Annotated in this window: 31 protein-coding genes; 17 read left to right on the top strand and 14 right to left on the bottom strand. The window is 44.2% G+C overall.

Annotated elements, in window-relative coordinates; all coding sequences use genetic code 11:
• Window positions 1-4: 4 nt before the first annotated feature.
• Window positions 5-190, bottom strand: coding sequence for a hypothetical protein (locus QWZ13_RS15070; RefSeq protein ID WP_290282513.1), 186 nt, complete (start codon window positions 188-190; stop codon window positions 5-7).
• On the opposite strand from QWZ13_RS15070, the gene QWZ13_RS15065 reads away from it, so the two are divergent.
• Entirely contained in the window at window positions 142-606 is a 465-nt protein-coding gene (locus QWZ13_RS15065) for an elongation factor P hydroxylase (protein ID WP_290282512.1), read from the top strand. The genes QWZ13_RS15070 and QWZ13_RS15065 overlap by 49 nt on opposite strands.
• Window positions 607-753: 147 nt before the next feature.
• Here QWZ13_RS15065 and QWZ13_RS15060 read toward each other — a convergent pair whose 3' ends face one another.
• Window positions 754-894 (bottom strand): hypothetical protein, encoded by a 141-nt coding sequence (locus QWZ13_RS15060; protein ID WP_290282511.1) that lies wholly within the window; start codon window positions 892-894, stop codon window positions 754-756.
• 161 nt (window positions 895-1,055) lie between these two features.
• Here QWZ13_RS15060 and QWZ13_RS15055 point away from each other — a divergent pair, with 161 nt between their 5' ends.
• Window positions 1,056-1,271 carry a hypothetical protein gene (locus QWZ13_RS15055; protein WP_290280165.1) on the top strand — a complete coding sequence of 72 codons (216 nt, stop codon included), beginning with the start codon at window positions 1,056-1,058 and terminating at the stop codon, window positions 1,269-1,271.
• On the opposite strand, the gene QWZ13_RS15050 is transcribed toward QWZ13_RS15055, so the two are convergent.
• A complete protein-coding gene (locus QWZ13_RS15050) occupies window positions 1,253-2,269 on the bottom strand; it encodes an IS110 family RNA-guided transposase (RefSeq protein WP_290283236.1) in 1,017 nt (338 codons plus the stop codon). The genes QWZ13_RS15055 and QWZ13_RS15050 overlap by 19 nt on opposite strands.
• Before the next feature lie 29 nt (window positions 2,270-2,298).
• Here QWZ13_RS15050 and QWZ13_RS15045 point away from each other — a divergent pair, with 29 nt between their 5' ends.
• From QWZ13_RS15045 to QWZ13_RS15035, 3 genes are all read left to right on the top strand, one after another.
• The gene (locus QWZ13_RS15045) at window positions 2,299-2,430 is read left to right on the top strand and encodes a hypothetical protein (protein WP_290282509.1); all 132 of its coding nucleotides are present in this window, start codon (window positions 2,299-2,301) and stop codon (window positions 2,428-2,430) included.
• Window positions 2,402-2,557 carry a hypothetical protein gene (locus tag QWZ13_RS15040; protein ID WP_290282508.1) on the top strand — a complete coding sequence of 52 codons (156 nt, stop codon included), beginning with the start codon at window positions 2,402-2,404 and terminating at the stop codon, window positions 2,555-2,557. Before QWZ13_RS15045 ends, QWZ13_RS15040 begins: the two co-directional genes overlap by 29 nt.
• A gap of 186 nt (window positions 2,558-2,743) precedes the next feature.
• Window positions 2,744-2,974, top strand: coding sequence for a DUF1653 domain-containing protein (locus QWZ13_RS15035; protein ID WP_290282507.1), 231 nt, complete (start codon window positions 2,744-2,746; stop codon window positions 2,972-2,974).
• Window positions 2,975-3,001: 27 nt separating this feature from the next.
• On the opposite strand, the gene QWZ13_RS15030 is transcribed toward QWZ13_RS15035, so the two are convergent.
• The 3 genes from QWZ13_RS15030 to QWZ13_RS15020 all read right to left on the bottom strand — a co-directional run bounded on the left by QWZ13_RS15030 (window position 3,002) and on the right by QWZ13_RS15020 (window position 6,144).
• Entirely contained in the window at window positions 3,002-3,916 is a 915-nt protein-coding gene (locus QWZ13_RS15030; RefSeq protein ID WP_290282506.1) for a pseudouridine-5'-phosphate glycosidase, read from the bottom strand.
• 1 nt (window position 3,917) lies between these two features.
• On the bottom strand, window positions 3,918-5,045 hold the full coding sequence (locus QWZ13_RS15025; RefSeq protein ID WP_290282505.1) for a carbohydrate kinase: 1,128 nt from the start codon (window positions 5,043-5,045) through the stop codon (window positions 3,918-3,920).
• Between the two features lie 157 nt (window positions 5,046-5,202).
• A complete protein-coding gene (locus QWZ13_RS15020) occupies window positions 5,203-6,144 on the bottom strand; it encodes an NADP-dependent oxidoreductase (RefSeq protein WP_290282504.1) in 942 nt (313 codons plus the stop codon).
• Between the two features lie 70 nt (window positions 6,145-6,214).
• On the opposite strand from QWZ13_RS15020, the gene QWZ13_RS15015 reads away from it, so the two are divergent.
• Window positions 6,215-7,174: a LysR family transcriptional regulator gene (locus QWZ13_RS15015; protein ID WP_290282503.1), complete on the top strand. Its 960-nt coding sequence runs from the start codon at window positions 6,215-6,217 to the stop codon at window positions 7,172-7,174.
• A complete protein-coding gene (locus QWZ13_RS15010; protein ID WP_290282501.1) occupies window positions 7,167-7,727 on the top strand; it encodes an SRPBCC family protein in 561 nt (186 codons plus the stop codon). Before QWZ13_RS15015 ends, QWZ13_RS15010 begins: the two co-directional genes overlap by 8 nt.
• 44 nt (window positions 7,728-7,771) lie before the next feature.
• Here QWZ13_RS15010 and QWZ13_RS15005 read toward each other — a convergent pair whose 3' ends face one another.
• Window positions 7,772-7,903 (bottom strand): hypothetical protein, encoded by a 132-nt coding sequence (locus QWZ13_RS15005; RefSeq protein ID WP_290282500.1) that lies wholly within the window; start codon window positions 7,901-7,903, stop codon window positions 7,772-7,774.
• 118 nt (window positions 7,904-8,021) lie between these two features.
• Here QWZ13_RS15005 and QWZ13_RS15000 point away from each other — a divergent pair, with 118 nt between their 5' ends.
• Together QWZ13_RS15000 and QWZ13_RS14990 are read left to right on the top strand one after the other, a co-directional pair.
• A complete protein-coding gene (locus tag QWZ13_RS15000; protein WP_290282499.1) occupies window positions 8,022-9,371 on the top strand; it encodes an MFS transporter in 1,350 nt (449 codons plus the stop codon).
• A gap of 307 nt (window positions 9,372-9,678) precedes the next feature.
• The gene (locus tag QWZ13_RS14990; protein ID WP_353958994.1) at window positions 9,679-10,506 is read left to right on the top strand and encodes an NAD(P)-dependent oxidoreductase; all 828 of its coding nucleotides are present in this window, start codon (window positions 9,679-9,681) and stop codon (window positions 10,504-10,506) included.
• On the opposite strand, the gene QWZ13_RS14985 is transcribed toward QWZ13_RS14990, so the two are convergent.
• Window positions 10,490-11,095 carry a MarC family protein gene (locus tag QWZ13_RS14985; protein ID WP_215999478.1) on the bottom strand — a complete coding sequence of 202 codons (606 nt, stop codon included), beginning with the start codon at window positions 11,093-11,095 and terminating at the stop codon, window positions 10,490-10,492. The genes QWZ13_RS14990 and QWZ13_RS14985 overlap by 17 nt on opposite strands.
• A gap of 205 nt (window positions 11,096-11,300) precedes the next feature.
• Here QWZ13_RS14985 and rhlB point away from each other — a divergent pair, with 205 nt between their 5' ends.
• Together rhlB and QWZ13_RS14975 are read left to right on the top strand one after the other, a co-directional pair.
• A complete protein-coding gene (gene rhlB / locus QWZ13_RS14980) occupies window positions 11,301-12,974 on the top strand; it encodes an ATP-dependent RNA helicase RhlB (RefSeq protein ID WP_290282495.1) in 1,674 nt (557 codons plus the stop codon).
• Between the two features lie 11 nt (window positions 12,975-12,985).
• On the top strand, window positions 12,986-14,125 hold the full coding sequence (locus tag QWZ13_RS14975) for a 4-phosphoerythronate dehydrogenase (protein WP_290282494.1): 1,140 nt from the start codon (window positions 12,986-12,988) through the stop codon (window positions 14,123-14,125).
• Window positions 14,126-14,128: 3 nt separating this feature from the next.
• Here the strand turns inward: QWZ13_RS14975 and QWZ13_RS14970 are convergent, their stop codons facing one another.
• Together QWZ13_RS14970 and QWZ13_RS14965 are read right to left on the bottom strand one after the other, a co-directional pair.
• Window positions 14,129-14,539: a hypothetical protein gene (locus QWZ13_RS14970; protein WP_290282493.1), complete on the bottom strand. Its 411-nt coding sequence runs from the start codon at window positions 14,537-14,539 to the stop codon at window positions 14,129-14,131.
• A 1-nt stretch (window position 14,540) separates the two neighbouring features.
• Window positions 14,541-15,758 (bottom strand): pyridoxal phosphate-dependent aminotransferase, encoded by a 1,218-nt coding sequence (locus QWZ13_RS14965; protein ID WP_290282492.1) that lies wholly within the window; start codon window positions 15,756-15,758, stop codon window positions 14,541-14,543.
• Between the two features lie 125 nt (window positions 15,759-15,883).
• On the opposite strand from QWZ13_RS14965, the gene msrB reads away from it, so the two are divergent.
• Entirely contained in the window at window positions 15,884-16,291 is a 408-nt protein-coding gene (msrB, locus tag QWZ13_RS14960; protein WP_290282491.1) for a peptide-methionine (R)-S-oxide reductase MsrB, read from the top strand.
• Between the two features lie 4 nt (window positions 16,292-16,295).
• On the top strand, window positions 16,296-16,970 hold the full coding sequence (locus QWZ13_RS14955) for a DNA-3-methyladenine glycosylase I (RefSeq protein ID WP_290282490.1): 675 nt from the start codon (window positions 16,296-16,298) through the stop codon (window positions 16,968-16,970).
• Here the strand turns inward: QWZ13_RS14955 and QWZ13_RS14950 are convergent.
• From QWZ13_RS14950 to QWZ13_RS14940, 3 genes are all read right to left on the bottom strand, one after another.
• Window positions 16,967-17,596 carry a lysoplasmalogenase gene (locus tag QWZ13_RS14950; RefSeq protein WP_290282489.1) on the bottom strand — a complete coding sequence of 210 codons (630 nt, stop codon included), beginning with the start codon at window positions 17,594-17,596 and terminating at the stop codon, window positions 16,967-16,969. The two genes, QWZ13_RS14955 and QWZ13_RS14950, sit on opposite strands and share 4 nt — an antisense overlap.
• Before the next feature lie 116 nt (window positions 17,597-17,712).
• Window positions 17,713-18,618 carry an ornithine carbamoyltransferase gene (gene argF / locus QWZ13_RS14945; protein ID WP_215999486.1) on the bottom strand — a complete coding sequence of 302 codons (906 nt, stop codon included), beginning with the start codon at window positions 18,616-18,618 and terminating at the stop codon, window positions 17,713-17,715.
• A complete protein-coding gene (locus QWZ13_RS14940) occupies window positions 18,608-18,733 on the bottom strand; it encodes a hypothetical protein (protein WP_290282488.1) in 126 nt (41 codons plus the stop codon). Before QWZ13_RS14940 ends, argF begins: the two co-directional genes overlap by 11 nt.
• 104 nt (window positions 18,734-18,837) lie before the next feature.
• On the opposite strand from QWZ13_RS14940, the gene grxD reads away from it, so the two are divergent.
• The 4 genes from grxD (at window position 18,838) to QWZ13_RS14920 (ending at window position 21,798) form a co-directional block, all read left to right on the top strand.
• Window positions 18,838-19,164 (top strand): Grx4 family monothiol glutaredoxin, encoded by a 327-nt coding sequence (gene grxD / locus QWZ13_RS14935; RefSeq protein WP_215999487.1) that lies wholly within the window; start codon window positions 18,838-18,840, stop codon window positions 19,162-19,164.
• Window positions 19,165-19,276: 112 nt separating this feature from the next.
• Window positions 19,277-20,035: a HesA/MoeB/ThiF family protein gene (locus QWZ13_RS14930; protein WP_290282487.1), complete on the top strand. Its 759-nt coding sequence runs from the start codon at window positions 19,277-19,279 to the stop codon at window positions 20,033-20,035.
• Window positions 20,036-20,038: 3 nt separating this feature from the next.
• Window positions 20,039-21,226 carry an MFS transporter gene (locus QWZ13_RS14925; RefSeq protein WP_290282486.1) on the top strand — a complete coding sequence of 396 codons (1,188 nt, stop codon included), beginning with the start codon at window positions 20,039-20,041 and terminating at the stop codon, window positions 21,224-21,226.
• The gene (locus tag QWZ13_RS14920) at window positions 21,223-21,798 is read left to right on the top strand and encodes a YqgE/AlgH family protein (RefSeq protein ID WP_290282485.1); all 576 of its coding nucleotides are present in this window, start codon (window positions 21,223-21,225) and stop codon (window positions 21,796-21,798) included. Before QWZ13_RS14925 ends, QWZ13_RS14920 begins: the two co-directional genes overlap by 4 nt.
• On the opposite strand, the gene QWZ13_RS14915 is transcribed toward QWZ13_RS14920, so the two are convergent.
• Window positions 21,795-23,798 (bottom strand): methyl-accepting chemotaxis protein, encoded by a 2,004-nt coding sequence (locus QWZ13_RS14915; protein WP_290282484.1) that lies wholly within the window; start codon window positions 23,796-23,798, stop codon window positions 21,795-21,797. The genes QWZ13_RS14920 and QWZ13_RS14915 overlap by 4 nt on opposite strands.
• Between the last annotated feature and the right edge of the window lie 161 nt (window positions 23,799-23,959).

The following is a 23,959-nucleotide window of genomic DNA, read 5'->3' as shown; positions in this document are numbered from 1 at the left end:
TACTTCATGCCGTGAACGAGTGCATTGCAAAGTGACGCTTGCTCACTATAATTCGACGCTTATCCGTAAATGAGTAGTGTTGAGTTGCATACTTTACCCACTGAAAAATGGGAATCAGGCGTTGAACAATTGCTTGCGTGTTTGAATCCTTGGCTAGAATCAAATTGGCAAACAACGCTTGTTGCTGCACCGGAAGAGCCTTTCTATAAGCCTGCGTCACTCAAAGGTAGCTATCATCAAATCCAGTTTGCTCATGGATATTTTAGCAGTGCTTTACATGAGCTGGCGCACTGGTGCGTTGCCGGCGAAAATCGAAGGTTATTACCCGATTATGGCTATTGGTATGAACCCGATGGCCGAACTGCTGAACAACAAAAATTGTTTGAACAAGTCGAAGTAAAACCGCAAGCCATTGAATGGCATTTCACCCAAGCCTGCCAACGAACATTTAACGTCAGTGCCGATAATTTAACGGGTGAAGCCACCGACATTAGCCGTTTTCAAAAAAGCGTAACCATGCAAATGCGATACTACGAACAACACGGCTTACCGAAAAGAGCTTCAAGCATAAAGCAACGCCTTCAAGCCGCTTTCCAATCTCCCTAGCTTCGCTCGAAGCAAATCAAAAACGCAAAGCTTTTGTTTTTACCCGCAACCTAAAACACATCAGCGAAACCCGCCTTGGTGGCTCGCTTCACTTCCGCGGGTCGCTTTTCGTGCATCCATGCACCGCTAAACTTCGCCATCCATGGCTCAGATGCCCGCTCCAGCAAAGCAAGCCACCAAGGCTAACCACAGCACCAGACCTTGTAGGAGCAAGCAAAGCCACGAATGCATAAATATTTTGACTTTACTTGAAGCTACTAACTTGCAGCTTGCAGCTAAAACTCGCATCCTAAAACACCTCAGCAAAAAACTCGCCTAGGTGGCTCGCTTCACTTCCGCGGGTCGCTTTTCGTGCATATATGGACCCACCCCGTTTGCAAGACATATTTGATCATCATGTGAGAGAAAATCATTGCTCTCATATATCCGGCCTTTGACTGAAGGTGTTTTTGACCTCCTGGCCCCGATGGTTATCTGCGCTCAACCCCCTCATCATCCATACGGCCTCGAAGGCCAATGCGCGTGTAAGGGTTCGGATGAGCCGGTCTGACCTATCTCACCATCCGATCAATCTGTCTTTTGCAACTGAAGTGAAAGGTAATTACTTTCTCTTATTATATTGCCAGCCTTTGGCTGGCGTTTGCTTCTATACCGCTAAGCGGTAACTCTCTTCTCGGGCCATAACTACCCAAGCAATACGTGCTAGTTTATTAGCTACAGCGACACAGGCTTTATTATGCCCGCGGCGCGCCAACAGTGCTTGTGCCCAACAACTGAAGCGATCGATCTTGCCGGCCGAATGCATGAGTACTGCGCGAGCACCGTGTATCAATAGAGTGCGTAAGTAGCCGTTACCCCGTTTACTGATCCCAAGTAAACCTGCCTTGCCGCCACTGGCGTGTTGCCCAGGTACGAGGCCAATCCACGCAGAAAAATGACGACCATTCACAAAGTTTTTGCCATCGCCTGCAGCCGCATACAATGCACTGGCGGTTATTGCGCCGATGCCCAACACGCCTTCTAGGCGTTTACAGGTCTCGTTCTCTTTGTTCACTGCTTTTATCCTTTGCTCGCAGATGTGCAGTCGTTGATCCAGTTCGTACAGCTCGTCGAGCAAGTCGGCAAAGAGCTCTCGTGCCATAACCGTTAAACCATTTTCTGCATCTTCTAATACTTCCGGCAATGTTCGGCGTACAGAGGCAATCCCTTGGTTAATCACAATCCCATACTCCGCCAGTAACCCTCGTACCTGATTGACCAATCCGGTACGGGCCTTTTTAAGACGTTCACGGCGGCAGTGATAATTCTGTACATCTTGTTGCTCAATACTCTTGATAGGCACAAAGCGCATCGTTGGCCGCTGCGCGGCTTCAGCGATTGCCTCAGCATCGTTGTAGTCGTTTTTATTACCTTTTAAAAACGGCTTGACGTACTGCGGCGCGATAAGTTTGACCTGATGACCTTGCGCAATAAACGCCCACGCCCAGTAGTTGGCGCCGCCGCAGGCTTCCATCACAATTAAACACGGATCTAAGTTTGCCATGTAAGCCAAAACCTCTTTTCGACGCAGCTGCTTTTTCTTAACCAGCTTGCCCATCCGGTTGGTAGCAAACAGATGAAAAACAGACTTTGCAATATCTAACCCAATCGTTGTAATCTTCATATCGACCCACTCCGCTTCTGTTAAATGGTTTGTGTTCAACTTCCATTTTGGCCCATTATGAGGCCGATAGGGAAGTGGGGTGGGTCCATACCATTATCCATGCACCGCTAAACTTCGCCATCCATGGCTCAGATGCCCGCTCCAGCAAAGCCAGCCACTAAGGCTAACCACAGCACCAGACCTTGTAGGAGCAAGCAAAGCCACGAATGCATAAATATTTTGACCTTACCCGCAGCCCGCAGCCCGCAGCCTAAAACTAATCATCTAATCAAAGCCGCGAAAGCTTAAGTGTTTTGAACTTACCCGCAGCTCGCAGCCCGCAGCCTAAAACACATCACCAAAGCGAAGTCGCGAGGGTTTTAAATGTTTTGACCTTACTTGAAGCTAATAACTTGCAGCTTGCAGCTTGAAACTCGCAGCCCAAAACAAAAACCGCTACTCTATATAAAAAATTGATACAACATAGGATCCTCAATGCTAGACAACAATGGCAAACTAAAACTAGGCCGCTACCGTCACTTTAAAGGTAACGAATATGAAGTTATTGGTGTTGCAAAACATTCCGAAACAGAGGAGGTGCTGGTGGTGTATCGAACACTTTATGGTGAATTTGATCTTTGGGTTCGACCAATTAATTTGTTTTTAGAACCGAAAATAGTTGAGGGCAAGCAAGTTGCGAGATTTGAGTTTATCAGTGAAGAATAGCGGCGTTTTTTCACGCCGCAGTTTCTATTAAGCTTTGCAGTAGTCTGCGGCAACCGCTGAACCTAAACGTGCGTTGTTGAGTACCAATTGAATGTTGCTGGCTAGGCTGTCGCCTCCCGTTAGCTCGGCAACTCTTGCTAGTAAGAAGGGCGTTGATTCTTTACCGACAATGTTTTGTTCTACAGATTCTTTAACGGCTTGCTCTACGGCGTTTTTGATTTTATCGCTGTCCATGGCGTATTCTTCAGGAATGGGGTTAGCAATGACTACGCCGCCTTCTAAACCCATGTTCCATTTAGCACTTAAGAACTGGGCAATTTCTTCTGAGCTGTCTTGGCGATAATCAACCGTATGTTCACTTTCTCGAGTGTAAAAGGCTGGCAAGCTATTGGTTTTATAGCCCAATACAGGTACGCCGAGCGTTTCTAAATATTCTCGTGTTAAGCCCAAATCTAAAATTGATTTTGCACCAGCACAAACAACCGCTACGTTTGTTTTTCCTAGCTCTTGTAAGTCGGCTGAAATATCAAACGTTTCTTGAGCGCCTCGGTGTACACCGCCAATGCCACCGGTGGCAAACACTTTAATGCCTGCCATGTCGGCAATTATCATGGTGGCTGCAACGGTGGTTGCACCCATCTGTTTTTTTGCGACTACGAATGGTAAATCTCTGCGGGAACATTTGGTTACGCTTAAACCTGCTTTGGCAAGTTCATCAATTTCATCGTTGCTTAAGCCCACTTTTAAACGACCATTAATAATGGCGATGGTTGCAGGTGTTGCACCATTATCACGTACCGTTTGCTCAACAAGTTTTGCGGTTTCTGAATTTTCTGGCCATGGCATGCCATGAGAAATAATTGTGCTTTCTAGTGCGACGACGGGTTGATTGTTTGCCAGTGCTTTTGCGACATCGGGGTGGATATCTAAATACTGATTCATATTATTTCTCCAATTCGGATTGTACCGTTTCTGTGTTTAGGTTGATAAAATCGCCAAAGCGTTTTAATACATTGGTTTGAGTCATTGTTTTTGAAACCGCATCTTTTGACTCCAGTGTGGCGGCGGCGCATGCGATAGCAAATCGAAGTCGCTGTTGTTTTTCTTCACTTAAGCGTTGGCTGTGCACATAGCCAGCCAGTAGTGAATCACCTGCGCCGGTATCGCTTATCATCTGACATTGAGGGACGGTTTGGTGAATTTTTTGATCACCTTCACCGTACAAAACCCCTTGCTCTGATAAACTCAACAGTACTGTCTTTACACCTTTTTGTAGCAACTCTTCGAGCAAAGTTTCTGCGGGAGTCGCATCGTTTTCTTCACGTTCTAAAATGGCCAGAGCTTCAGCTTTGTTTACTTTTAAAACGTCGATTCGGGGTAAAAGTGGAATTAAGCGCGGCGCTTTTGTTGCTGATACGGCGTCGGCAACTATCGGTGCATTGATTCTTTGCTCGCTTAACCAAGACAAGGTTGCTTTAGGTAAATTGGCCTCTACGACAATGGTTGTGGCCGCTTGTATTCGGCTGAGTTTATCTTCTAACATCGAGGGTGTTAGTTGATCAATAATGGTCATGTCTGCGATTGAACCGATCAGCTCGCCTTTTTCATTGTTCATCGCCAAATAGGTACTTGTTGCAAAATCTGGGTGCTGAATGACATCTTCGGTACCTAGGCCAATTTCTCGTGCATGCTCTAATAGGTATCGTCCGCGATAGTCGTTTCCAATGATGCTAATAATGGAGACTTCGTTGCCTAGACGAGCTAAATTTTCGGCGATGTTGCGGCCAACTCCACCAGCGCTTTGACCAACTTGCCCGGGGTTTGAATCGCCAGGCCTAAAACTTTGTGTGCTGTTGCCGGTTAAATCTACGTTGGCACCACCAATGACTAAAATATTGTTTTGAGTTGGTAAAATATAGCCTTTGCCCAATATAGCCCCGCGACGAGTCAGCCTCATGATATAGCCCGCAACGGACTCCCGAGACATATTCAATGTGTCCGCTAGCTCTTGCTGTGTCGCCATTGGCGCGCTTTTTATAGCTTTTATGATCTTGAATTCTATGTCATTCATAACAAAAGTTACCTATATTAACTTTTGTTAGATTACGTGAGGGTTGTTTGGTTTGCAAGTATTTAGGGTTGGCGAATGCACTGGCGACAGTTTTGTAAAGAGGTTTCATTTAAAACTACGGTGCTCGAAAGCACCGTAGTTTGCTTTGCTTTACCGCTTATTTTGAAACGTTGACGATGATTTTTCCTTGAGCTCGACCGGTTTCACTGCGTTCATGCGCTAAGTGGGTTTGCTCTAATGTGAACTCACTGTCTATGTTAACTAATAGTTTGCCAGCGTCGGCCAATTTTGAGAGTTCAGCTAGCTGCTGGCTGTTGGGCTGTACAAAACAGAAGTAGGCACTTACTTGGTGCTGACCGGCTTTTTCTTCACTGGGTGGGCTTATAATTGAGACAAGACGTCCACCTTTTTTTAATGTTTCCCAGCTTTTGTCTAGCGTTTCTCCGCCCACAGTGTCAAACACAATGTCTAAATCTCGTAGTTCTGAAAAATCTTCATGATGATAATCAATGGCTTGATCTGCTCCGAGACTCAACACCAGTTCGGTGTTTCGTGCCGAGGTTGTTGTATACACATAGGCGTCACGAAGCTTTGCCAACTGAATGGCAAATTGCCCAACCGCGCCAGAGCCTGCATGTATTAAAACGCGATCACCAGCTTGGAGTTGTGTGAGTTCATATAACGATTGCCAAGCCGTTAGCCCAGCCAGCGGTACACCAGCAGCCTCTTGCCAAGATAAAGACGCCGGCTTCAAAGCAACTTCGTTGGCGCTGATGGTCATGTACTCGGCGAAGCTGCCGTTCTTTGTGATTTCTGGACGGCTATATACCGCATCGCCTACTTTTAACTCTTTTACGTTTTCACCAATGCTTTCGATTTCACCGGCGACGTCCCAGCCTAAAGTCAGAGGCAAGTTATGATTCAGCATGTCTTGTAAGTACCCTTCGCGGATCTTCCAATCAACAGGATTTACGGCAGCAGATTTTACTTTGACCAGCACTTCATCGGCGTTCGGACTTGGTACGGCAATAGTATTTATTTCAATGGCGCGTTGATCACCATAGCGATTGATTTGCGCTGCTTTCATTAATAAAGTCATATAGGTCTCTTAGGGTTCTATTATTTAAGGTGCGCGCAGTGTACGCGGTGTTTGGTACTTTGATTAGAGAGTGAATTGCGACTATATTGTTTCCAATTTCGAAACAAAGATTGAGTACGTGGCTATGAAAGGCGATAAATTAGACGGATTGGTGCTTTTTTCGATTATTAATAAGCAGGGTAGCTTATCGTCTGCCGCTCAGTTACTCGGTCTGAGTCGTTCTACTGTCAGTAAGCAGCTAGCCGCTTTAGAGCAGAGAGTTGGTGCGCGTTTGTTGAAAAGAACGACCCGAAAAATCATGTTGACTGAGGTTGGCCATCAGGTCCTTAAAGAGGCCCTAAAAGTAGAGCAGGCGATGCAGGCCATTGATCATATTAGTGAAGATTATCAGTTAGAAATAGCAGGTCCGCTGAAAATATCTTGTTCAAGCGCACAAGGCCGCAAGCATTTGATTCCGCTGGTGGCTAAGTTTTTGCACCGGTATCCGAGAATAAAAATAAACCTTCAACTCGAAGATCGTTTCGTTGATATGCTGAGTGAAAACATAGATGTTTCTATCCGAATCGGTTTTTTACCTGACTCTAGTTTGATTGCTAGAAAATTGGGGGATTTAACTTGGACTCTATGCGCTAGCCCTCGCTACTTAGAGCAAGCCCCTTCGTTGGAAAAACCACTCGATCTTTTAAACCATAATTGCATTTACTATCAAAATGCCAAGACGAAAATGAATACTTGGACATTTGTACGTGATGGTAATGAGGAGACGGTCGATGTTGATGGCTCGTTTTCTTTAAATGATGCCAGTGCTTTAGTTTCGGCTGCGACACAGCATATGGGCGTTTTGCTTATTGATAAAAGTTTACTCGGCGATACGGTTTCCAGAGGACTGCTGCAGCCAGTTTTGACGGATTACAAGCCAATAGGCGGGCTACCGATCTACGCTATTTACCCAGAAAAAGAGTATATGCCAGCAAAGACAAAGGCGTTCATTGATTTCTTAGTGGCGGAAATGCCAGAAGCTATTGCTTAAATATTTCAGCGTTCAGGCTGATTCGAAAAACTTGCAGCCTTTACCTCAACCCTTTACATTGTTATTTACCCATAATAACTATAAGCCTGTCGCTGGAGACGCTATGAAAACTTATGTCGAACAAGAGATTAATAGCCCGATTGATAAAGTTTGGGCCGCAATTACAGATATTGAGCACTCTGATCACATGATTAGCGGCATTTTAAAAATAGAAGTGGTAAATAAACCTGAAGATTCATTAGTTGGGTTTAAGTGGAAAGAAACTCGCAAAATATTTGGTAAGGAAGCCATGGAAACAATGTGGATCACCGATTGCGTGCCTTTAGACCATTACTGGACTCGCGCTGAAAATCACGGTGCCATTTATAAAACCAAAATGGCGGTAAAAGAGCAAAATGGTAAAACTTTGCTTTCAATGGAGTTTTCGGGCTCAGCAACTACAGCCTTTGGTCGGTTTATGTCTAAAGTGATGGGGTTTTTCATGAAAAACTCTATGCAGAAAATGTGCGCAGCAGATTTAGAAGACATCAAAAACTTTGTTGAAAAAACTTAACGATCAATTTGATGATCTTAAAAGCAAGTTAAGTTTAAGGCGGTTCAACTGAGTCGCCTTTTTCTTGGTTGCTTGTTTAGCGTGCCACGACGATAGATTATGGGTACCGATATAAATTTAAGTCGTACATTACAACTCGCAGCCCGCAGCCAAAAACCCATCTCCGTTTGTTCCATAAATTTAACAGTCTCTGCTAAAACTTAGAAATCGATTTGATTTGGTCTTTAATAACGCCCTGAAAACGATTTCAATTGACTGGAAAATGGCTAGGTCATACTTTATTAAAAAAAAATAATGAGATTGATTATGTCGACACGCTTAACCACGAGTATCCGAATAGCCTACGGGGCGTCAGATTTAGGCGTCAATATCTTGGTGATTGCCTCTATTTTAATTACGTTTACCTACCTCACAACTGTATTAGGTGTAGATGCCGGCATTGCAGGTACATTATTACTAGCTGCCAAAGTATGGGATGTCATTTCTGATCCAATTATTGGCCGGCTCAGTGATCAAACGCAATCTAAATACGGACGTCGATTACCTTGGATGGCGATTGGTTCAGTGCTGATGGGTTTGGGTTTTGCGGGTATGTTTTTAGCACCTTTTTCGAATAGCCCAGCGACCGTTCAAGGCGTTTACTTTGTGATAGCTTTAATGATCACCTACACGGCTTTTACCATGGTGGGTGTTCCTTATGGTGCCATGACGCCTGAGCTAACAAATGATTATGATGAGCGATCCAGCTTAACTGCTTGGCGTATGACGTTTGGTTCGGTGGGTTTATTGATAGGAGGAGCGGGTGCCCCGTTACTTGTTTCTATTTTTGGCGGGGGTTTAGAAGGGCATCGTATCATGGGGTTGGTCTTTATCCCTTTAATTACTTTGCCGACGTTGATCACGGTATTTTTCTTAAGAAACGTTCCATTAAAACAAGCAACCCCAGAGAAGCTTTCCTTTAAAGAGCAGTGGGCATTAGTCAAACAAAATAAACCCTTTGTTAAATTAGCGCTCACCTATTTAGTGCAAGCTGGCATGATGGCGCAAGTGACGGCTGGTTTGCTATTAGCATGTGCCTACATTTTTGAGGCGCAAGATGCGAATGCGTTGTTAACGCAACTGTATCCGGTGTTTGTGTTGTCTACGGTTCTGTCTTTGCCTTTTTGGCTAAAGGTAGCAAAAAAAACAAGCAAACCTTTTGCATTTGTATGGGGCGGCATTGTGTTTACATTGGGCGCCGGTTCAATGTATTTCATGAGTGCTGCTACTGTGAATTTGGGTTTTATAGTCATGATGATAATTGGCTTTGGGTATTCAGCCTATATGATTTTCCCGTGGTCTATGATGGCCGATGCAATAACCCACGCTAAAACATACACCGATAAATCGTTGGAAGGATTGTTCAACGGTTGGTGGACAGCATTGCAAAAAGTTGGCATTGCACTAGGGCCGTTTATTATCGGATGGATGTTACAGTTGTCAGGTTACCAAAGCTCAACAGATGGCAGTTTTCCACCGCAATCTGAAGAAGCATTGTATGCATTGCGGTTAAGTATTTCGATAATACCTGCCGTAGTATTTGCTCTAACATTAATTATCATATATCGCTGGCCTCTTAAGCGAGAAGATTTAACAAACGCTTGAAAAAGAAACTTTAGTTAAGGTAGCAAAGCTACTCAAAACCAACTATCTGATACCCGCAAGGGTGAGAGGAAAATTTAAAATGAATGACAGTTTGAGCGCAGCGAGTTGTTGTTAACGGCTTAAATTTTTACCGGAACCCTAAAGCTTAAATCGTGCCACCTAAAGTGAGCTAACGTAAGAATCACTAAAGATTTCCACCCAGTAAAAATCTCTGGCACCATAGCTTGAATGATTCCGTCACTTACAAAGAGAAATTCAAATGTCGAAAAATGCAGCATTTATCGGTATGGGGGTTATGGGCTACCCAATGGCAGGCCATCTGCAAAAAGCAGGATTTTCAACAACGGTATATAACCGAACCGCCGCTAAAGCTCAGCAGTGGGTTGCAGAATTTGGTGGCGCAAGTGCTGATACACCAAAGGAAGCGGCTGCGAATGCAGACATTGTCTTAGTTTGTGTAGGGAATGATGAAGACGTCAGGTCCGTATTTTTTGGTGATCAAGGTATTTTAGCTGGGTTAGCTCCAGGCGCGTTGGTGGTAGACCATACGACTACATCGGCAGGGCTTGCTGAAGAGCTCGACATTGCCGTAAAGGCGGCGCAGAGCGAATTTGTTGATGGTCCTGTATCAGGAGGGCAAGCAGGAGCTGAAAATGGTCAGCTGTCGATTATGTGTGGTGGCGAACAAAGCAGCTACGAACGCGCACAGTCGGTTTTTCAAGCCTATGGGAAAGGCTGGCAGCTGCTTGGAAAGGCCGGCAGTGGGCAACGCTGTAAAATGGTGAATCAGGTGTGTATCGCCGGAATCCTGCAAGGCTTGGCCGAAGGAATCGCACTGGCTCAAAAAACCGGTCTGGATGTCGAGAAAGTGCAGCAAGTTTTAGCCGGCGGAGCCGCGCAGAGTTGGCAACTGGAGAATCGCGCACATACAATGGCAAAAGACGAATATGATTTTGGCTTTGCCATTGACTGGATGATTAAAGACTTAGGGTATTGCCTAGATGAAGCGAAACGAAACCATTTAACGCTACCCGTTGCCAGCCAAGTGCGAGGCTTTTATCAAGAACTCCAAGCACAAGGCATGAATCGCTGTGATACATCCGTTTTGTTGCGAAAGCTTAAGCAAGATAATTAGAGATTCCAGTAAACACAATGTCTGAAGCCATTGCGGCCAAAATGAGGCCGCTTATCTTCGATAAAATGTTCAAACCAGTAGTGCCGAGTAAATCTTCTAGCCAATTCGATAAAATCAGCATAATAGCCAGCGCAAGCATGGCGGTTGCCATCCCTAAAAAGCCAATAAAAGTTTCTAAACGTGTCGGTAATTCTGCACCGAGTACTAAAATAGTACCAATGGTGGCAGGTCCAACAATGATAGGCATCGCTAACGGCACTACAGCAATGTCATCTCGTTGCTCATTGGGTAAACCTTTAGCGTGTAAGCGCGTCCCATTATTAACCAAGCTTACAGCGGTTAAAAACAGTAAGGCACCGGCGCCAATCCGAAATGAATCCAATGTAATGCCGATTAAGCTAAAGATTAGCGGTCCTGCAAAAAATAGCACTGCCCCCATCGCCGTCGCCGCAAAACAGGCTCTGATCGCTGTTCGACGTTTGGTTTCAAGGGTTTCACCATGCGTCATTACTAAAAACATAGACACTACGAAAAATGGCGCTAACAGGAACACAAAACGGATAGCACTGGTGGTATAAAGGCTTAACATGGTCGATTTTCGTCTCGTTGGGTCAGGTTTACTGAGATGGTCATTAAAAAAGGAATAGTAAATGCAAAACCCTGTCGAGACTAGTTAAAAAATAGGCTACAATTGCCGTTCTCTGAAAAATGAGAAAATAGGGCCGAATCCAAGACTTTTCAGCCCTCTAAGCGAGTGCTCCGACGTTCAAATCCGGACACTCACCTAAAACTTGATGTTCGAAACCAAGTTTGAAAATAAATGGCAACTAAACGCCAGTAAATGTAACCAAGGTCTTAGAATCCCAGAGTTCTCGACCAACTTAACCAGAAGTGAAATATTAGTGACTACACAAAATAAACGTTATCGTCGGCCGCGTTGGCATATCTCTCAGTTTAAAGTTGAAGAAGTTGAGGGCAAAGTACGCTTCCACGATCTATTTTTACCGATTGCTCTTATGCGTGCCATTCAAGAAGTTGGCTACGAATACGCAAGCCCAATTCAAGCCATGACATTGCCATACTCTTTGGCGGGTTATGATTTAATCGGAAAAGCACAAACAGGTACAGGCAAAACGGCGGCGTTCTTAATTACCGTGATTACCGACTTACTTGAGCACCGTTTAGAAGAGCAGTATTCCGGTGAGCCGCGCGCTTTAATTTTGGCCCCAACCCGTGAGTTGGCGTTACAGATTGCAGAAGATGCTACCGCTCTGACTAAGTTCAGCCGCTTGAAAGTTGTTTCGGCCGTCGGTGGAATGGATTTAGAGAAACAGCAAAAGCAACTGGCAGAGCAACGTTGCGATATCTTAGTCGCAACACCAGGTCGGTTAATTGACTTAATGAATCGTAAATCGGTTTTCTTAGATCAAATCGAATTACTCGTGATTGATGAAGCTGATCGCATGCTTGATATGGGCTTTATCCCTGATATTAAGACCATCGTTCGCGCAGCACCTCGCAATGAGAACCGCCAAACACTCATGTTCTCGGCTACCTTTTCGCCTGATATCCTGAATTTGGTCGATCGTTGGACGAACGATCCTGTCCGCGTTGAAGTTGAGCCAAAGATAAAAACATCAGATGATGTAGAGCAACATGTTTACCTTGTCTCTGCAGATGAAAAATATCAAGTGCTTAAGCGTATCGTCAGTGAAGAAGAAGCGGATAGAGTGATGGTGTTTGCTAATCGCCGCGACATTGTTCGTGATCTAGCTGAAAAATTGAAAGCCGATGGTATTAATTGCCAAGTGCTTTCCGGTGAAGTACCTCAAAATAAGCGTGTACGTACATTAGACGGTTTTAAAGAGGGTAAATTCAGCGTGTTGGTCGCAACCGATGTCGCTGGCCGTGGCATTCATATCGATGGTGTTTCGCATGTTGTAAACTACACCTTGCCTGAAGATGCTGAAGATTATGTGCACCGTATTGGCCGAACTGGCCGCGCGGGCAAAAAAGGCGTTTCAATTAGCTTTGCCTGTGAAGACGATTCATTCCAGATTCCGGCAATCGAAGAATACATCAAAGCAAAAATTAACGTAGAGCAAGTCCCTGCCGCTTGGGTAAGTGACGAAGCCTTTATTGATGCTATTGCTCAGCGTAAGTTAGATGCTGAAGAAGCAGAAGCCACAGCCGCCGTAGAGGCAGAGAGTGCTGGCGAAGTAGCCGAAACGGTAACTACTGAAGATAACAGCGCTGAACAGAACAATGCGGCTGCCGATGAAGTTGTCGGCGAAATATCTTCGATTGAAATTGCAGAAACCGAAGAAGGCCCCGAGATAGAGGTCGAAGTGACTGTCGTTGAAGATGAAATCGAAGGCGATGCCGTTGAAGCTGAGCAAGCCGAATTAGCTCTTGAAAGCGCAGAAGCCGCTAACAACGCTGAAGAAAGCAGCAGCAAAAACGCTTAAGGGCACTTACATTGCAATTTAATATAGTTGCAGATGAAAATATGCCTAACGTAGAGCCTTGGTTCTCGCCTTATGCACAAAGTATAAGGCGAGTAGCCGGGCGAACGTTAACGGCTAACGCACTTAAAGACGCCGATGTCTTATTGGTGCGGTCTATTACCCAAGTCAACAAGAATCTACTGAGCGGAACGCCGGTTAAGTTTGTCGGCAGCGCCACCATTGGCACAGATCACATCGATCAATCATTTCTAAAGCACCAATCTATCCCTTTTTATCACGCCCCTGGCTGTAATGCTCAATCTGTCGTCGATTGGCTTTTGTCGGTACTTTGTCGCTTGCGTCTTGACCACGAGCTAAATTGGTCACAAAAAGTAGTCGGTGTTGTAGGCATCGGGCATGTAGGTAGTAAGGTTGCAAACCGCTTTAAGCAATTTGGAACGAAAGTGCTGGTGTGTGATCCGGTCAAAAACGCAAATGGCGAACTTCCTGAGCATATCGATTTAGAGTCACTCTTAGTGCAAAGCGATATCGTTTGTGTACATGCTCCTCATACTCGCAGTGGCGACTATCTTACTCATCAAATGTTAAACGCTGATCGTTTGTCGTTAATGCCAAAAAACAGTTGGTTAATCAATGCTGGACGAGGACCTGTCATTGAAGAGTCAGCACTGCTCGAAGCAAGAGTTAAGAATGGATTAAATATCGTCTTGGATGTTTGGCCAAATGAACCCAGTGTCAGCGTTCCTTTGTTAGATGCGGTGCATCTGGCTTCTCCACATGTCGCTGGCTATAGCTTGGAAGGGAAGTTTAAAGGAACTGAAATGTTAGCACGTGCGTTTGCAAAGGAGTTTGGCTTAACCGCTATTAAATCTGTGCCGCTGCCAAATGGTGTTACGGTTGATGCGCGTTTATTTGAAAAATCAGATGTTGAGCAGTGGGCTAGTGAAATAGTATTAGCTCTCTATGACCCTGCAAGAGATACCGCGGTTATGCGATTTAGCGCCGGTAACAATCAGTTAGATGCACGTACTTTTGATGCTCTCCGAAAAGAATACCCAACACGCCGGGAAATAGCTTCTACGACTATTGCTCACGCTCCAGAAGTGCTTAAAAAACGCTTAAAAATGTTTGGCTTTACCCATTTTAAGTAGAGGTTATTGAGCGTTTTTAATATTAGACTGCGCTTGAAAAACTGACTTCATCAATTGCTCCACGAGAATCGAATCACTTTGTTTGACGGCGAGTTCAAGTTCATCGACAAACTTTGGACCACCTTCATGATCAAAGCTGGCGAGCCAGCGAAAACCCTCGAGCGTTAAAACGCATTGATCAAATCCAATTTGCCGTTCAATATCCGAAAAGCGAATTAAGCCTTCTTCTTTTAGCCATAAAAAAGTATTGAAGCAGGCTAAATGACGTTCGCTGTGCATGCCATATTCATCTGGGGTATCTAAACCACTGATATCTTCAACGTACATCGAAATTTGGCGCGGAAATGATCGATACAAGCTCAGCAAAATTCGCGCGCTGTCATTGTAAAATTCAGTAATATGAATATCTAACATATCAATCTTGCTTATAGTTTCTGAAAAATCGATCCATGCGTTCCGCTGCTTCCGTTAACACTTCTTTTGGCGGTAAAAATACCATTCTAAAATGGTCAATGTCTGGATAGTTAAAACCACGCCCATGAACGACTAATATTTTTTCTTGCTTAAGTAAATCGAGCGCCATGGTTTCATCATCGGATAGCGAGAACTTCTTTTTATCCATTTTCACAAAAAGGTACAGTGCGCCTTTTGGCTTCACAACAGACAAACCAGGTATGCTGCTTATTGCATCTACAGCCTGGTTACGCTGTTCGTAAAAGCGACCACCGGGAGCAACTAAATCATTAATGGTTTGATAACCTCCAAGTGAGGTTTGAATGGCGTATTGTGCCGGAACATTGGGGCATAATCGCATGCTAGACAGCATATTAAAGCCTTGGATTAAATCCTTTGCTAAATGCTTAGGCCCGGATATGAGCATCCAGCCCGATCGCCAACCGCATAGCCGGTAAGCTTTTGATAAGCCATTAAAGGTTAGCGTTAGAACGTCGTGTGAAAGCGCCGCTAAACAGTGATGTTGTGCACCGTCGAAAAGTATTTTGTCGTAAATTTCATCGGCTAAAATAATGAGATTGTGTTCACGCGCAAGTTCAACTATTTCCAATAGCAGAGCTTTAGAATAAACAGCACCGGTAGGGTTATTCGGGTTGATAACCACAATGGCACGAGTTCGCTCGGTGATTTTACTCTTAATATCGTTTATATCGGGGAACCAATCAGACTGTTCGTCGCATATGTAATGAACAGCTTTACCTCCAGATAAAGTGACGGCTCCTGTCCACAAAGGGTAATCGGGCGCGGGAATAAGTACTTCATCACCATTGTTGACAATACCTGTACATGCCAAGTGTATGAGTTCACTTGCTCCATTGCCTAAATACACATCGTCAACATCAACATTATGAACGCGTTGTTGTTGGTAATATTGCATAACCGCTTTACGGGCTGAATATATTCCCTTTGATTCAGAGTAACCTTCTGAGTGAGGTAAGTTTTTGATGACGTCGGTAATAATTTCGTCCGGAGCATCAAACCCAAAAGGCTTTGGATTACCAATGTTTAATTTTAGGATTCGGTGACCTTCATCTTCCATGCGTGCGGCTTCATCAAGAACCGGACCGCGGATCTCGTAAAATATATTCGCCAGCTTGTTCGATTTAAGTATTTCCTTCATGGGTCTTAAAATCCTAAAATGGGTTATGTTATGCGCTCAGGGGCAATGGTTTAAATATCAAATGCATCCAAATCGTACAATTTAGAGTATAAAGATTCTCAGACTGAAATCTATGGGAGATTGGCATGAGTGATAAAATAGTCAAAAGTGATGAACAGTGGCAACAAGAGTTATCAGAAGAGCAATATTTGGTGACAAGAAAAGCGCATACTGAACGGCCTTTCAGTGGTATCTATTGGGACGAAACCAGTGATGGAATTTATCGGTGTGTTTGCTGCCAAACACCACTGTTTAAATCTACGGCAAAATTCGATGCGGGTTGTGGTTGGCCTAGTTTCTATGAAACGCTCGATAAAAGTGCAATAAAAGAAATTACCGACACGAGTCATGGCATGGTTCGAACCGAGGTAGTGTGTGCGGCTTGTGATGCTCACCTAGGGCACGTATTTCCAGATGGACCAGGGCCAGAAGGTTTGCGTTACTGTATTAATTCAGCATCGATGCATTTAGAAAAAGACAGCGAAGGAGAGTAGCACGTTGACGTTTGAAGACTACTGGCAGCAGGCTATTCGCCATCATGGCACGGCACAGATTATTGAATCTCTTTTACCAACGCCAGTAAACAATGCCGTGCTCATAGAACGAACCGATGCAGAATATTTAAGTTTACTCACCAGACGTGTATTTCGAGCGGGGATGAAACATTCTGTTGTCGACTCACGTTGGGCTGCATTTGAAAAAGCATTTTGGCATTTTAACCCTCAAGCGTGCCAATTAATCAGTGATGAATTGTTTGATCAACATATGCAAAACAGAGAACTTATTCGGCATTGGCGAAAAATGAAAACCATCCCCATCAATGCAACGATGGTGTTAGATGCCGCTCAAGAGCACGGGTCATTCGGTCACTTTTTATCGCAATGGCCTACACGCGATATAGTAGGGTTGTGGCAGTATGTAAAAAAGCATGGCGCTCATTTAGGAGGTGATGGTGGAGCACGCTTTCTTCGTATGGCAGGTAAAGACACCTTTGTGCTGAGCGAAGATGTAACGCGAGCGCTCATAAACGCTAACGTGGTGACTAAAAAGCCAACAAGTCTGCGAGATTTAGCCACCGTACAGCATTATTTTAATGATCTTGCCGATGAATCTAAAAGACCTTTATGTGAAATTAGTATGGTGATGGCCTTGTCGATTGGTCCAAGGCATTAAGATTTATATTGTTTGTATTTGTTTAAGGCCCCTTGAATGATCATCCATTGTGCGGCGTAGTAGGTGATCATAATTAGGTAGCTGCTAAAAGGTAAAGGCCTTAAGAATCGATCAATCGCTATGAATGAGTCAGAAAGAATAAAAACAAATGCGCCCAGTACGGCCCACTTTATGGGTAGCGTAGAATGCGTGGCCAAAATCCCCATGAAACCAATAACAACTAAATAGGCAAATACTGGCGCAATTAAATCTCCCAAGTGTGGCGTGAGTAAAAATGCCATCACCAGCATGTATCCTATGGCCATTGTAGAAATCGGCCAGCGCGTGTGAGCAGAAGACCAATGCCTAGCGAAGAAAACGCCGTAATTTAATTGCGCCACTAAAAATGCAGCGACTCCAGGAACAAAGAAATCGAATTGCAGTAATACATCACCACAAGCGCTAAAAAATAATGCCAGCAACACCAAGATTCGACCGGAAAAAGGAAAGCCCTTGAACACAGCGAAAAATAGCACGGCAATTGGCAGCATTTTTAGAAGCCAAGTAACGGGCAGCGGGTCAAAGGGTAGTAACGCTAAATAGATGAGAGATGTTGCAAGAAACAGCCAGTGATAAATTATTGTCATAAGAAATGGTTTATTGTTTTTAGAGTAGAGTGACATATTGCTTTAATTTGCACAATCAAAGTTAAGAGATGAGCAGGGTCCGCCGTTTTAGGTGGCCTGCTCATCTTTAAGTGGCCTTAGTTTAGAATTAAGAATTCTAATAAGGCCTTTTGTGCGTGTAGTCGGTTTCCGGCTTGTTCAAAAACAACCGATCGAGGGTCATCAAGCATATCTTCGCTGACTTCTTCGCCTCGGTGTGCTGGCAAGCAATGCAAGAATACGGCGTCTTTGTCGGCTAAATCCATGAGTTTGGGTGAAACTTGGTAATCTGCAAAGGCAGCAAGACGAGCCTTAGTTTCTTCCTCTTGCCCCATGCTGGCCCATACATCCGTGGTAATAAGGTGCGCGCCGCGACTCGCTTCTTCAATTGAACGAGTAATGGTCACTCTATCGCCCGCTTTCTCGACTAATTTCGCATTAGGCTCATAACCTTCTGGGCAGGCGATATTTAATTTGAAATCGAATAGCATGGCTGCGTTAATGTAGCTACTACACATATTGTTCCCATCGCCGATCCAGGTGACAGTTTTGCCTTCAATGCTGCCTCTGGCTTCAATGTAGGCTTGCATGTCAGCTAACAATTGGCATGGGTGGTAATCATCGGTCAGCGCGTTGATAACAGGAACCGTGCTGTATTGTGCAAAGGTTTCAATTTTTTCATGTTCAAAGGTTCGAATCATTACCGCATCGACCATTTGAGATAGGACACGTGCGCTGTCCTCTATGGGTTCGCCTCGACCCAATTGGGTATCGCGCGAGGATAAAAAGATCGCGCTGCCGCCGAGTTGCGTCATTCCAGCTTCAAAAGAAACCCGCGTCCGTGTGGATGATTTTTCAAAGATCATGCCTAAAACTCTGTTTTTTAGAGGTTCGAACAGAGTTTTAGATTTGTGAAGTGCTTTCAGTTCACCGGCACGCTCAATAATGCTCAATGCTTCAGCTTTAGAAAGATCATTTAACGTTAGGAAGTGTCTAACAGACATCGGGTTGCTCCAATTTAAATAGTACAACTATTTTTACGAAAGCGAGAAAGGCTAGCACGCAATGCCATATAACGGCAATTGCGATTTTAGCGATACAATAGGTTATTCCATGCAACGTCCGATTTGATCAGAACATTCAACTGTTATTGGCCTGAGTGCTTGTTGTGTTTGTGGGAATAAGTACAATAGTGAAAATAATTGACTAAATTAGTAGGGTTTATGACTGATACCATTGAAAACATTAAAGAACAAATAGCGTCTAACGACATTTTACTTTACATGAAGGGCAACCCTAACCAGCCAATGTGTGGTTTCTCGGCACGTACAGTGCAATCGGTTATGAGTTGCGGCCAACGCTTTGCCTATGTCGATATTCTGCAGAATCCTGACATTCGTGCCGAGCTTCCAAAATACGCTAATTGGCCAACTTTTCCTCAATTATGGGTAAAAGGTGAGTTAATTGGCGGTTGTGACATTGTGAATGAAATGTTCGAAAAAGGTGAATTGCAAACACTGTTAGCGGAAGCAGCTCCTGCGGCTGAATAAGCACGGAAAATAGTGTTAAACTGAAAGACCCCAAACGGTTAAGTTTGGGGTTTTTTTTTTTGGAACCTAACGTGCAGGTAGAGGATGTATCTGCCCTTATTCAGAGAGCGTTATGGCATTAACAGATTCCCAACTATTACGATACGCCCGAAATATTCTCCTAGCAGATGTCGATATTAAAGGCCAAGAAGCGCTGCTCGCAGCAAACGTGCTTGTGGTGGGCGTGGGTGGGCTTGGTAGCCCAATTGTCCAGTACCTAGCGGCGGCAGGTATCGGGGCTTTAACACTGGCCGATGCCGATTACGTTGATGAAACAAACCTGCAGCGGCAAATCATTCACACTCAAGATACCGTTGGGCAGTTGAAAGTTAACAGCGCTGCACAATGGGTTCATCAGCTAAACAGTGATGTTTCAGTCGAAGTTATATCCGAAAACGTGACATCAGTGAATGCCAAGCGGCTGGTTGCGAATGCTGATGTCGTGGTTGTTGGTTCGGATAATTTCAGTAGTCGTTATTTACTGAATGAAACCTGCTATCGGCTCAATACCCCACTAGTTTCTGCTGCGGCGATTGGCCTTAGCGGCCAATTAACGAGCTTCGACTTTAGACAAGAAAGCAGTGCTTGCTTTGCTTGTGTGTACCCCGACGGCCAAGATGACCAAGTCAGCTGCGCAACGGCGGGAGTTTTAGGGCCTGTAGTAGGCACAATGGGGTCACTGGCGGCTTTAGAAGTGCTAAAGATTATCGTTGGCTTCGGCGCTCCTTTGTTTGGCCAGTTACTGACTTGGGATGCAAAATCCCTAGAGTTTCAAAAATTCAACTATGCTAAGAACACTGCTTGTCCTGTGTGCCATTCCGTTAAGGCGTAATTCATGACCCAAGATCAAAAACAACGTGAACATTTTCTGCTATTAATTGCCTTTGCAATGCCGATCGCTTTTTCTTCGTGGATGGCGTTGTTGAACAACTTCACAATTGAAGCGGCTTCATTTACTGGAAGAGAGATAGGAATTTTACAAAGCCTAAGAGAAGTGCCTGGGTTTTTAGCGTTCACCGCGGTGTTTGTTTTATTGTTTTTAAAAGAGCAGCGGTTTGCGGTCATTTCACTGTTCACGTTAGGCTTTGGCGTATTTTTAACAGGCTTCTTTCCAAGTGCCATGGGCTTGTACATAACGACTATTATTATGTCTATTGGGTTTCATTATTTTGAGACCATTAATCAATCGCTAACGCTGCAATGGCTTCCAAAAGAACGAGCCGCTGAATTTATGGGGAAAGCACTTTCTGTAAAAGCGTTTGCGGCTGTATTTACGTTTGGTGGTGTCTGGCTAACAATAGACTATTTTCATATCGATTATAAATGGGTGTATGCGATCTTTGGCGGGCTTACGCTCGGGCTGGTAATTTATATGATATTTAAATACCCCTTGTTTGAAGCCAAAACGCCGCAGCAGAAAAAGCTAGTGTTTAAGCAGCGTTATTGGTTGTTCTATTTACTCACTTTTTTAAGCGGTGCCCGCCGGCAAATTTTTGTTGTTTTTGCCGCTTTTATGATGGTTCAAAAATTTGGCTACAGTGCCGGTCAAGTTGCATTATTGCTGCTTATTAACCACTTTTTTAATATGTTATTCGCTAAAAAAATTGGCGCATGGATCGGTCGTGTTGGAGAAAAGCGAGCGTTAACGATTGAATACGTGGGGCTTATTTTTGTCTTTGTGAGTTACGCCCTGGTTCAGAATGCTTGGATTGGCGCGGCACTCTATGTTATTGATCATTTGTTTTTCGCGTTTGCTATTGCCATTAAAACCTATTTCCAAAAAGTCGCAGATCCTGCTGATATGGCTTCTACTGCGGGAGTTTCTTTTACCATAAACCACATAGCCGCCGTTGTGTTACCAGCGATTCTTGGGTTGGTCTGGTTAAAATCTCCCGAGCTTGTTTTTTATATCGGCGCTGGTTTTGCATTTATGTCATTGGTCTGTAGCCAAATGATCCCTAGGCACCCAGAATCTGGAAACGAAACAGTCTCCTTATTTGCCTTCGCTAAGGCTAGAGCATGAATATTGAATCCACAGAGAGGACGCTTGATTTAACCGGACACTTTTTAATTGCCATGCCAGATATGGGTGATCCTGTATTCTCAGGTACAGTTACTTACTTGTTGGTGCATGATGATGACGGAGCTTTAGGTGTCATTATTAATCGTCCGTTAGAGGTGGAATTGCAAGAGGTTTTTAAAGCCGCCCAGATTGAAACCTATGAACCTGACGTTGGAGAATTGCCTGTTTATCATGGCGGTCCGGTAACGCCAGAGCAGGGTTTTATTTTGCATCGGCGGCGAGAGCGGTCTTGGTCTAGCGCGATCACCAACGATGAGCTGAGCTTAACAACCAGCCGAGATATTCTTGTTGATATCGCGAGTAAAAACGGTCCAGAGGAGTATCTATTTTGCTTAGGTTATTCCGGCTGGACGAAAGGACAGATTGAAGAAGAACTTAAAACAAATGCTTGGCTGACGGTCAAAGCGGACATCGATATTATTTTCTCACCCAACTCAGAAAAATACTCTCAAGCCTTAAAGCAGCTCGGTATTGACCAAGCTGTGTTATCTGGGCAGGGCGGTCAAGCCTAAATTTTAAACTGATTGACCAATTCACTTTGTGTGGTTGATAGCTCGTTTAATTTGTTCGAGTTTTCAGCACCTTGTTGTGCGCTTTCGGCAATATTTTCTGACATATCCGATATTTGAATGATGTTTTGGCTTACTTCTTTTGCAACAGCACTTTGCTCTTCCGATGCTGTGGCTATCGTTCGGCTCATGTCATTCACTAGCTCCAAGCTATCGACCATTTTATTCAACGAGCGGAAGGTGGCTTGAGTTTTTTCTACCGAAACATCGGCACTGCTTACGTTTTCTTCTACAATTTTAACCGCTTTAGAAGAGTTAGTTTGCAAGGCGGTAATCATTTCTCGAATCTCGTCTGCTGAAGATTGTGAGCGGTTTGCAAGCGATCTAACTTCATCGGCTACCACGGCAAAGCCTCGCCCTTGTTCACCCGCACGTGCTGCCTCGATAGCGGCATTTAAGGCTAATAGGTTCGTTTGCTCGGCAATACTTTGAATAACATTCAAAATTTCACCTATTTTCTGGCTATCATTTGAAAGCGAATTAATGACTTGCGAAGCCTCATCTAAAGACGCCTTTAAATGCTCAACGAACTCAACATTTTCACTGATCGTTGCAATGTTTTGCTGCGCGTAATTGGTCACGCTGGTCACTTCGGCACTGGTTTGTTCGGCGTTGGAAGCAACTTCTAATACAGCGGCTTCCATCTCAGTCACAGCGGCGGCCACTGAATCTGTTTGTTCTTTTTGTGCACTGACATCAAGATTGGTTTGCTGACTCATGTCGTAACTTTTTTGAGAAACTTCTTTGATAGTGACGGCTGATTCCTGCACCTTAGAAATAAGCAAACTGAGCTGGTCGGAAATTAAATTGATGTGATCAGAAATAAGACCCATTTCCGCACCGTAATTGGTTTTTATACGATCCGATAAATTTCCACTGGCAATTTTATCTAAGGCTTCCATGATGCCTGCTAAAGGGTAATGAATAGAACGAAATACGTTAACGCCAATTAAAATAGAAACTGTTAAAGTGATTAGAAATAGAGAAATACCCAACAGGTTGGCTTGTTTAGCGACATCTTTTGCCTCTGAAACAGCGGTATCGGTTGTGTTGCGAACCTGACCGACGAAGGCTGACATATTTTGAGTTGCGAGATTGACTAAATCGGCTAGGGTTTGCAATTCATTTTGGCTGTCGCTGGTGAGTTGAACAAATAATTTATGGCGTTGAAACAAACCCTCAGGCTCAGCAATTGCGCGATTCAATAAGGATACAATTTGCTCAACGTCACCCGCTTGAGAGGGTAAGCTAGAGGAGATATTATTAACTTTTTCGTTAATTCCACTTAAGTAATTCATTAACTCTGATTCAACTTTCACCAGCCGCTCTGGGTCTAAAATGGTCAGGGCTTGCTGAATGAAAGATTGAGCGCTGATTGCTTGGCGTTGAATGAACTCTAAATCCCAAACGGCGCTTTCCGCATTTTGCCGCTTTGCAGTGTTGATGATCGAGTTTAAGTCTTGATCAAAAAACAACCATTCGCCATTGAAATATTCTAGCTCTTTTATCGCGTTAACGCGTGCTTCAACCTTGGTATCTTGCAAGTCTAAGTGTTGTCGAGAAAGTTCAAAAATTTGTTGAGACAACTCGTCAACATTATTCGCACCGCTATCATAGTCGGGCAGAGCACTGAGCTTAGTGCGCACAAGCGCTAAGTTTTGTTCGTATTTTGACGTCGCTAATTCAAAGTTTTGTCTCAGCTGAGCTAATTTTTCAGTATCCTCCGCATTGGCATGTTGCATCACGGCTCGGTTAGCGTCCTGGACGTTTAAAAGTAGCGTATTGGCGTTATCCAAAAGCTGACCTAATGTTGTTGCTGTGTATTCTAATTGGCTCGTGAGCTTATTATTCGATGTTAGTGAAAAGCCCGCCATCGCAAATATCAGCAAGCATGTGAGTGAAAACCCCAGTGCGACGCGTTGAACCAAAGAAATTTTTAACATCAGACTGCCTTAGAATGGATATTTAGAAGGGATATCGACAATTATAGCCAAAACTTGAGTGTTTGCTCAGTAAAGATTACGGTAAATGGCGTGAATAGTGCGTTCGAGCTATAGAGGGAACTTATGTTAGAGTGTTGGTTTTAGAAAATCATCGATGTTGA

It is taken from the genome of Reinekea marina (assembly GCF_030409715.1).
Classification (GTDB): Bacteria; Pseudomonadota; Gammaproteobacteria; order Pseudomonadales; family Natronospirillaceae; genus Reinekea; species Reinekea marina.
Note: the sequence above shows the minus strand (reverse complement) of the source record. Positions and strands in the feature narration are given on the sequence as shown.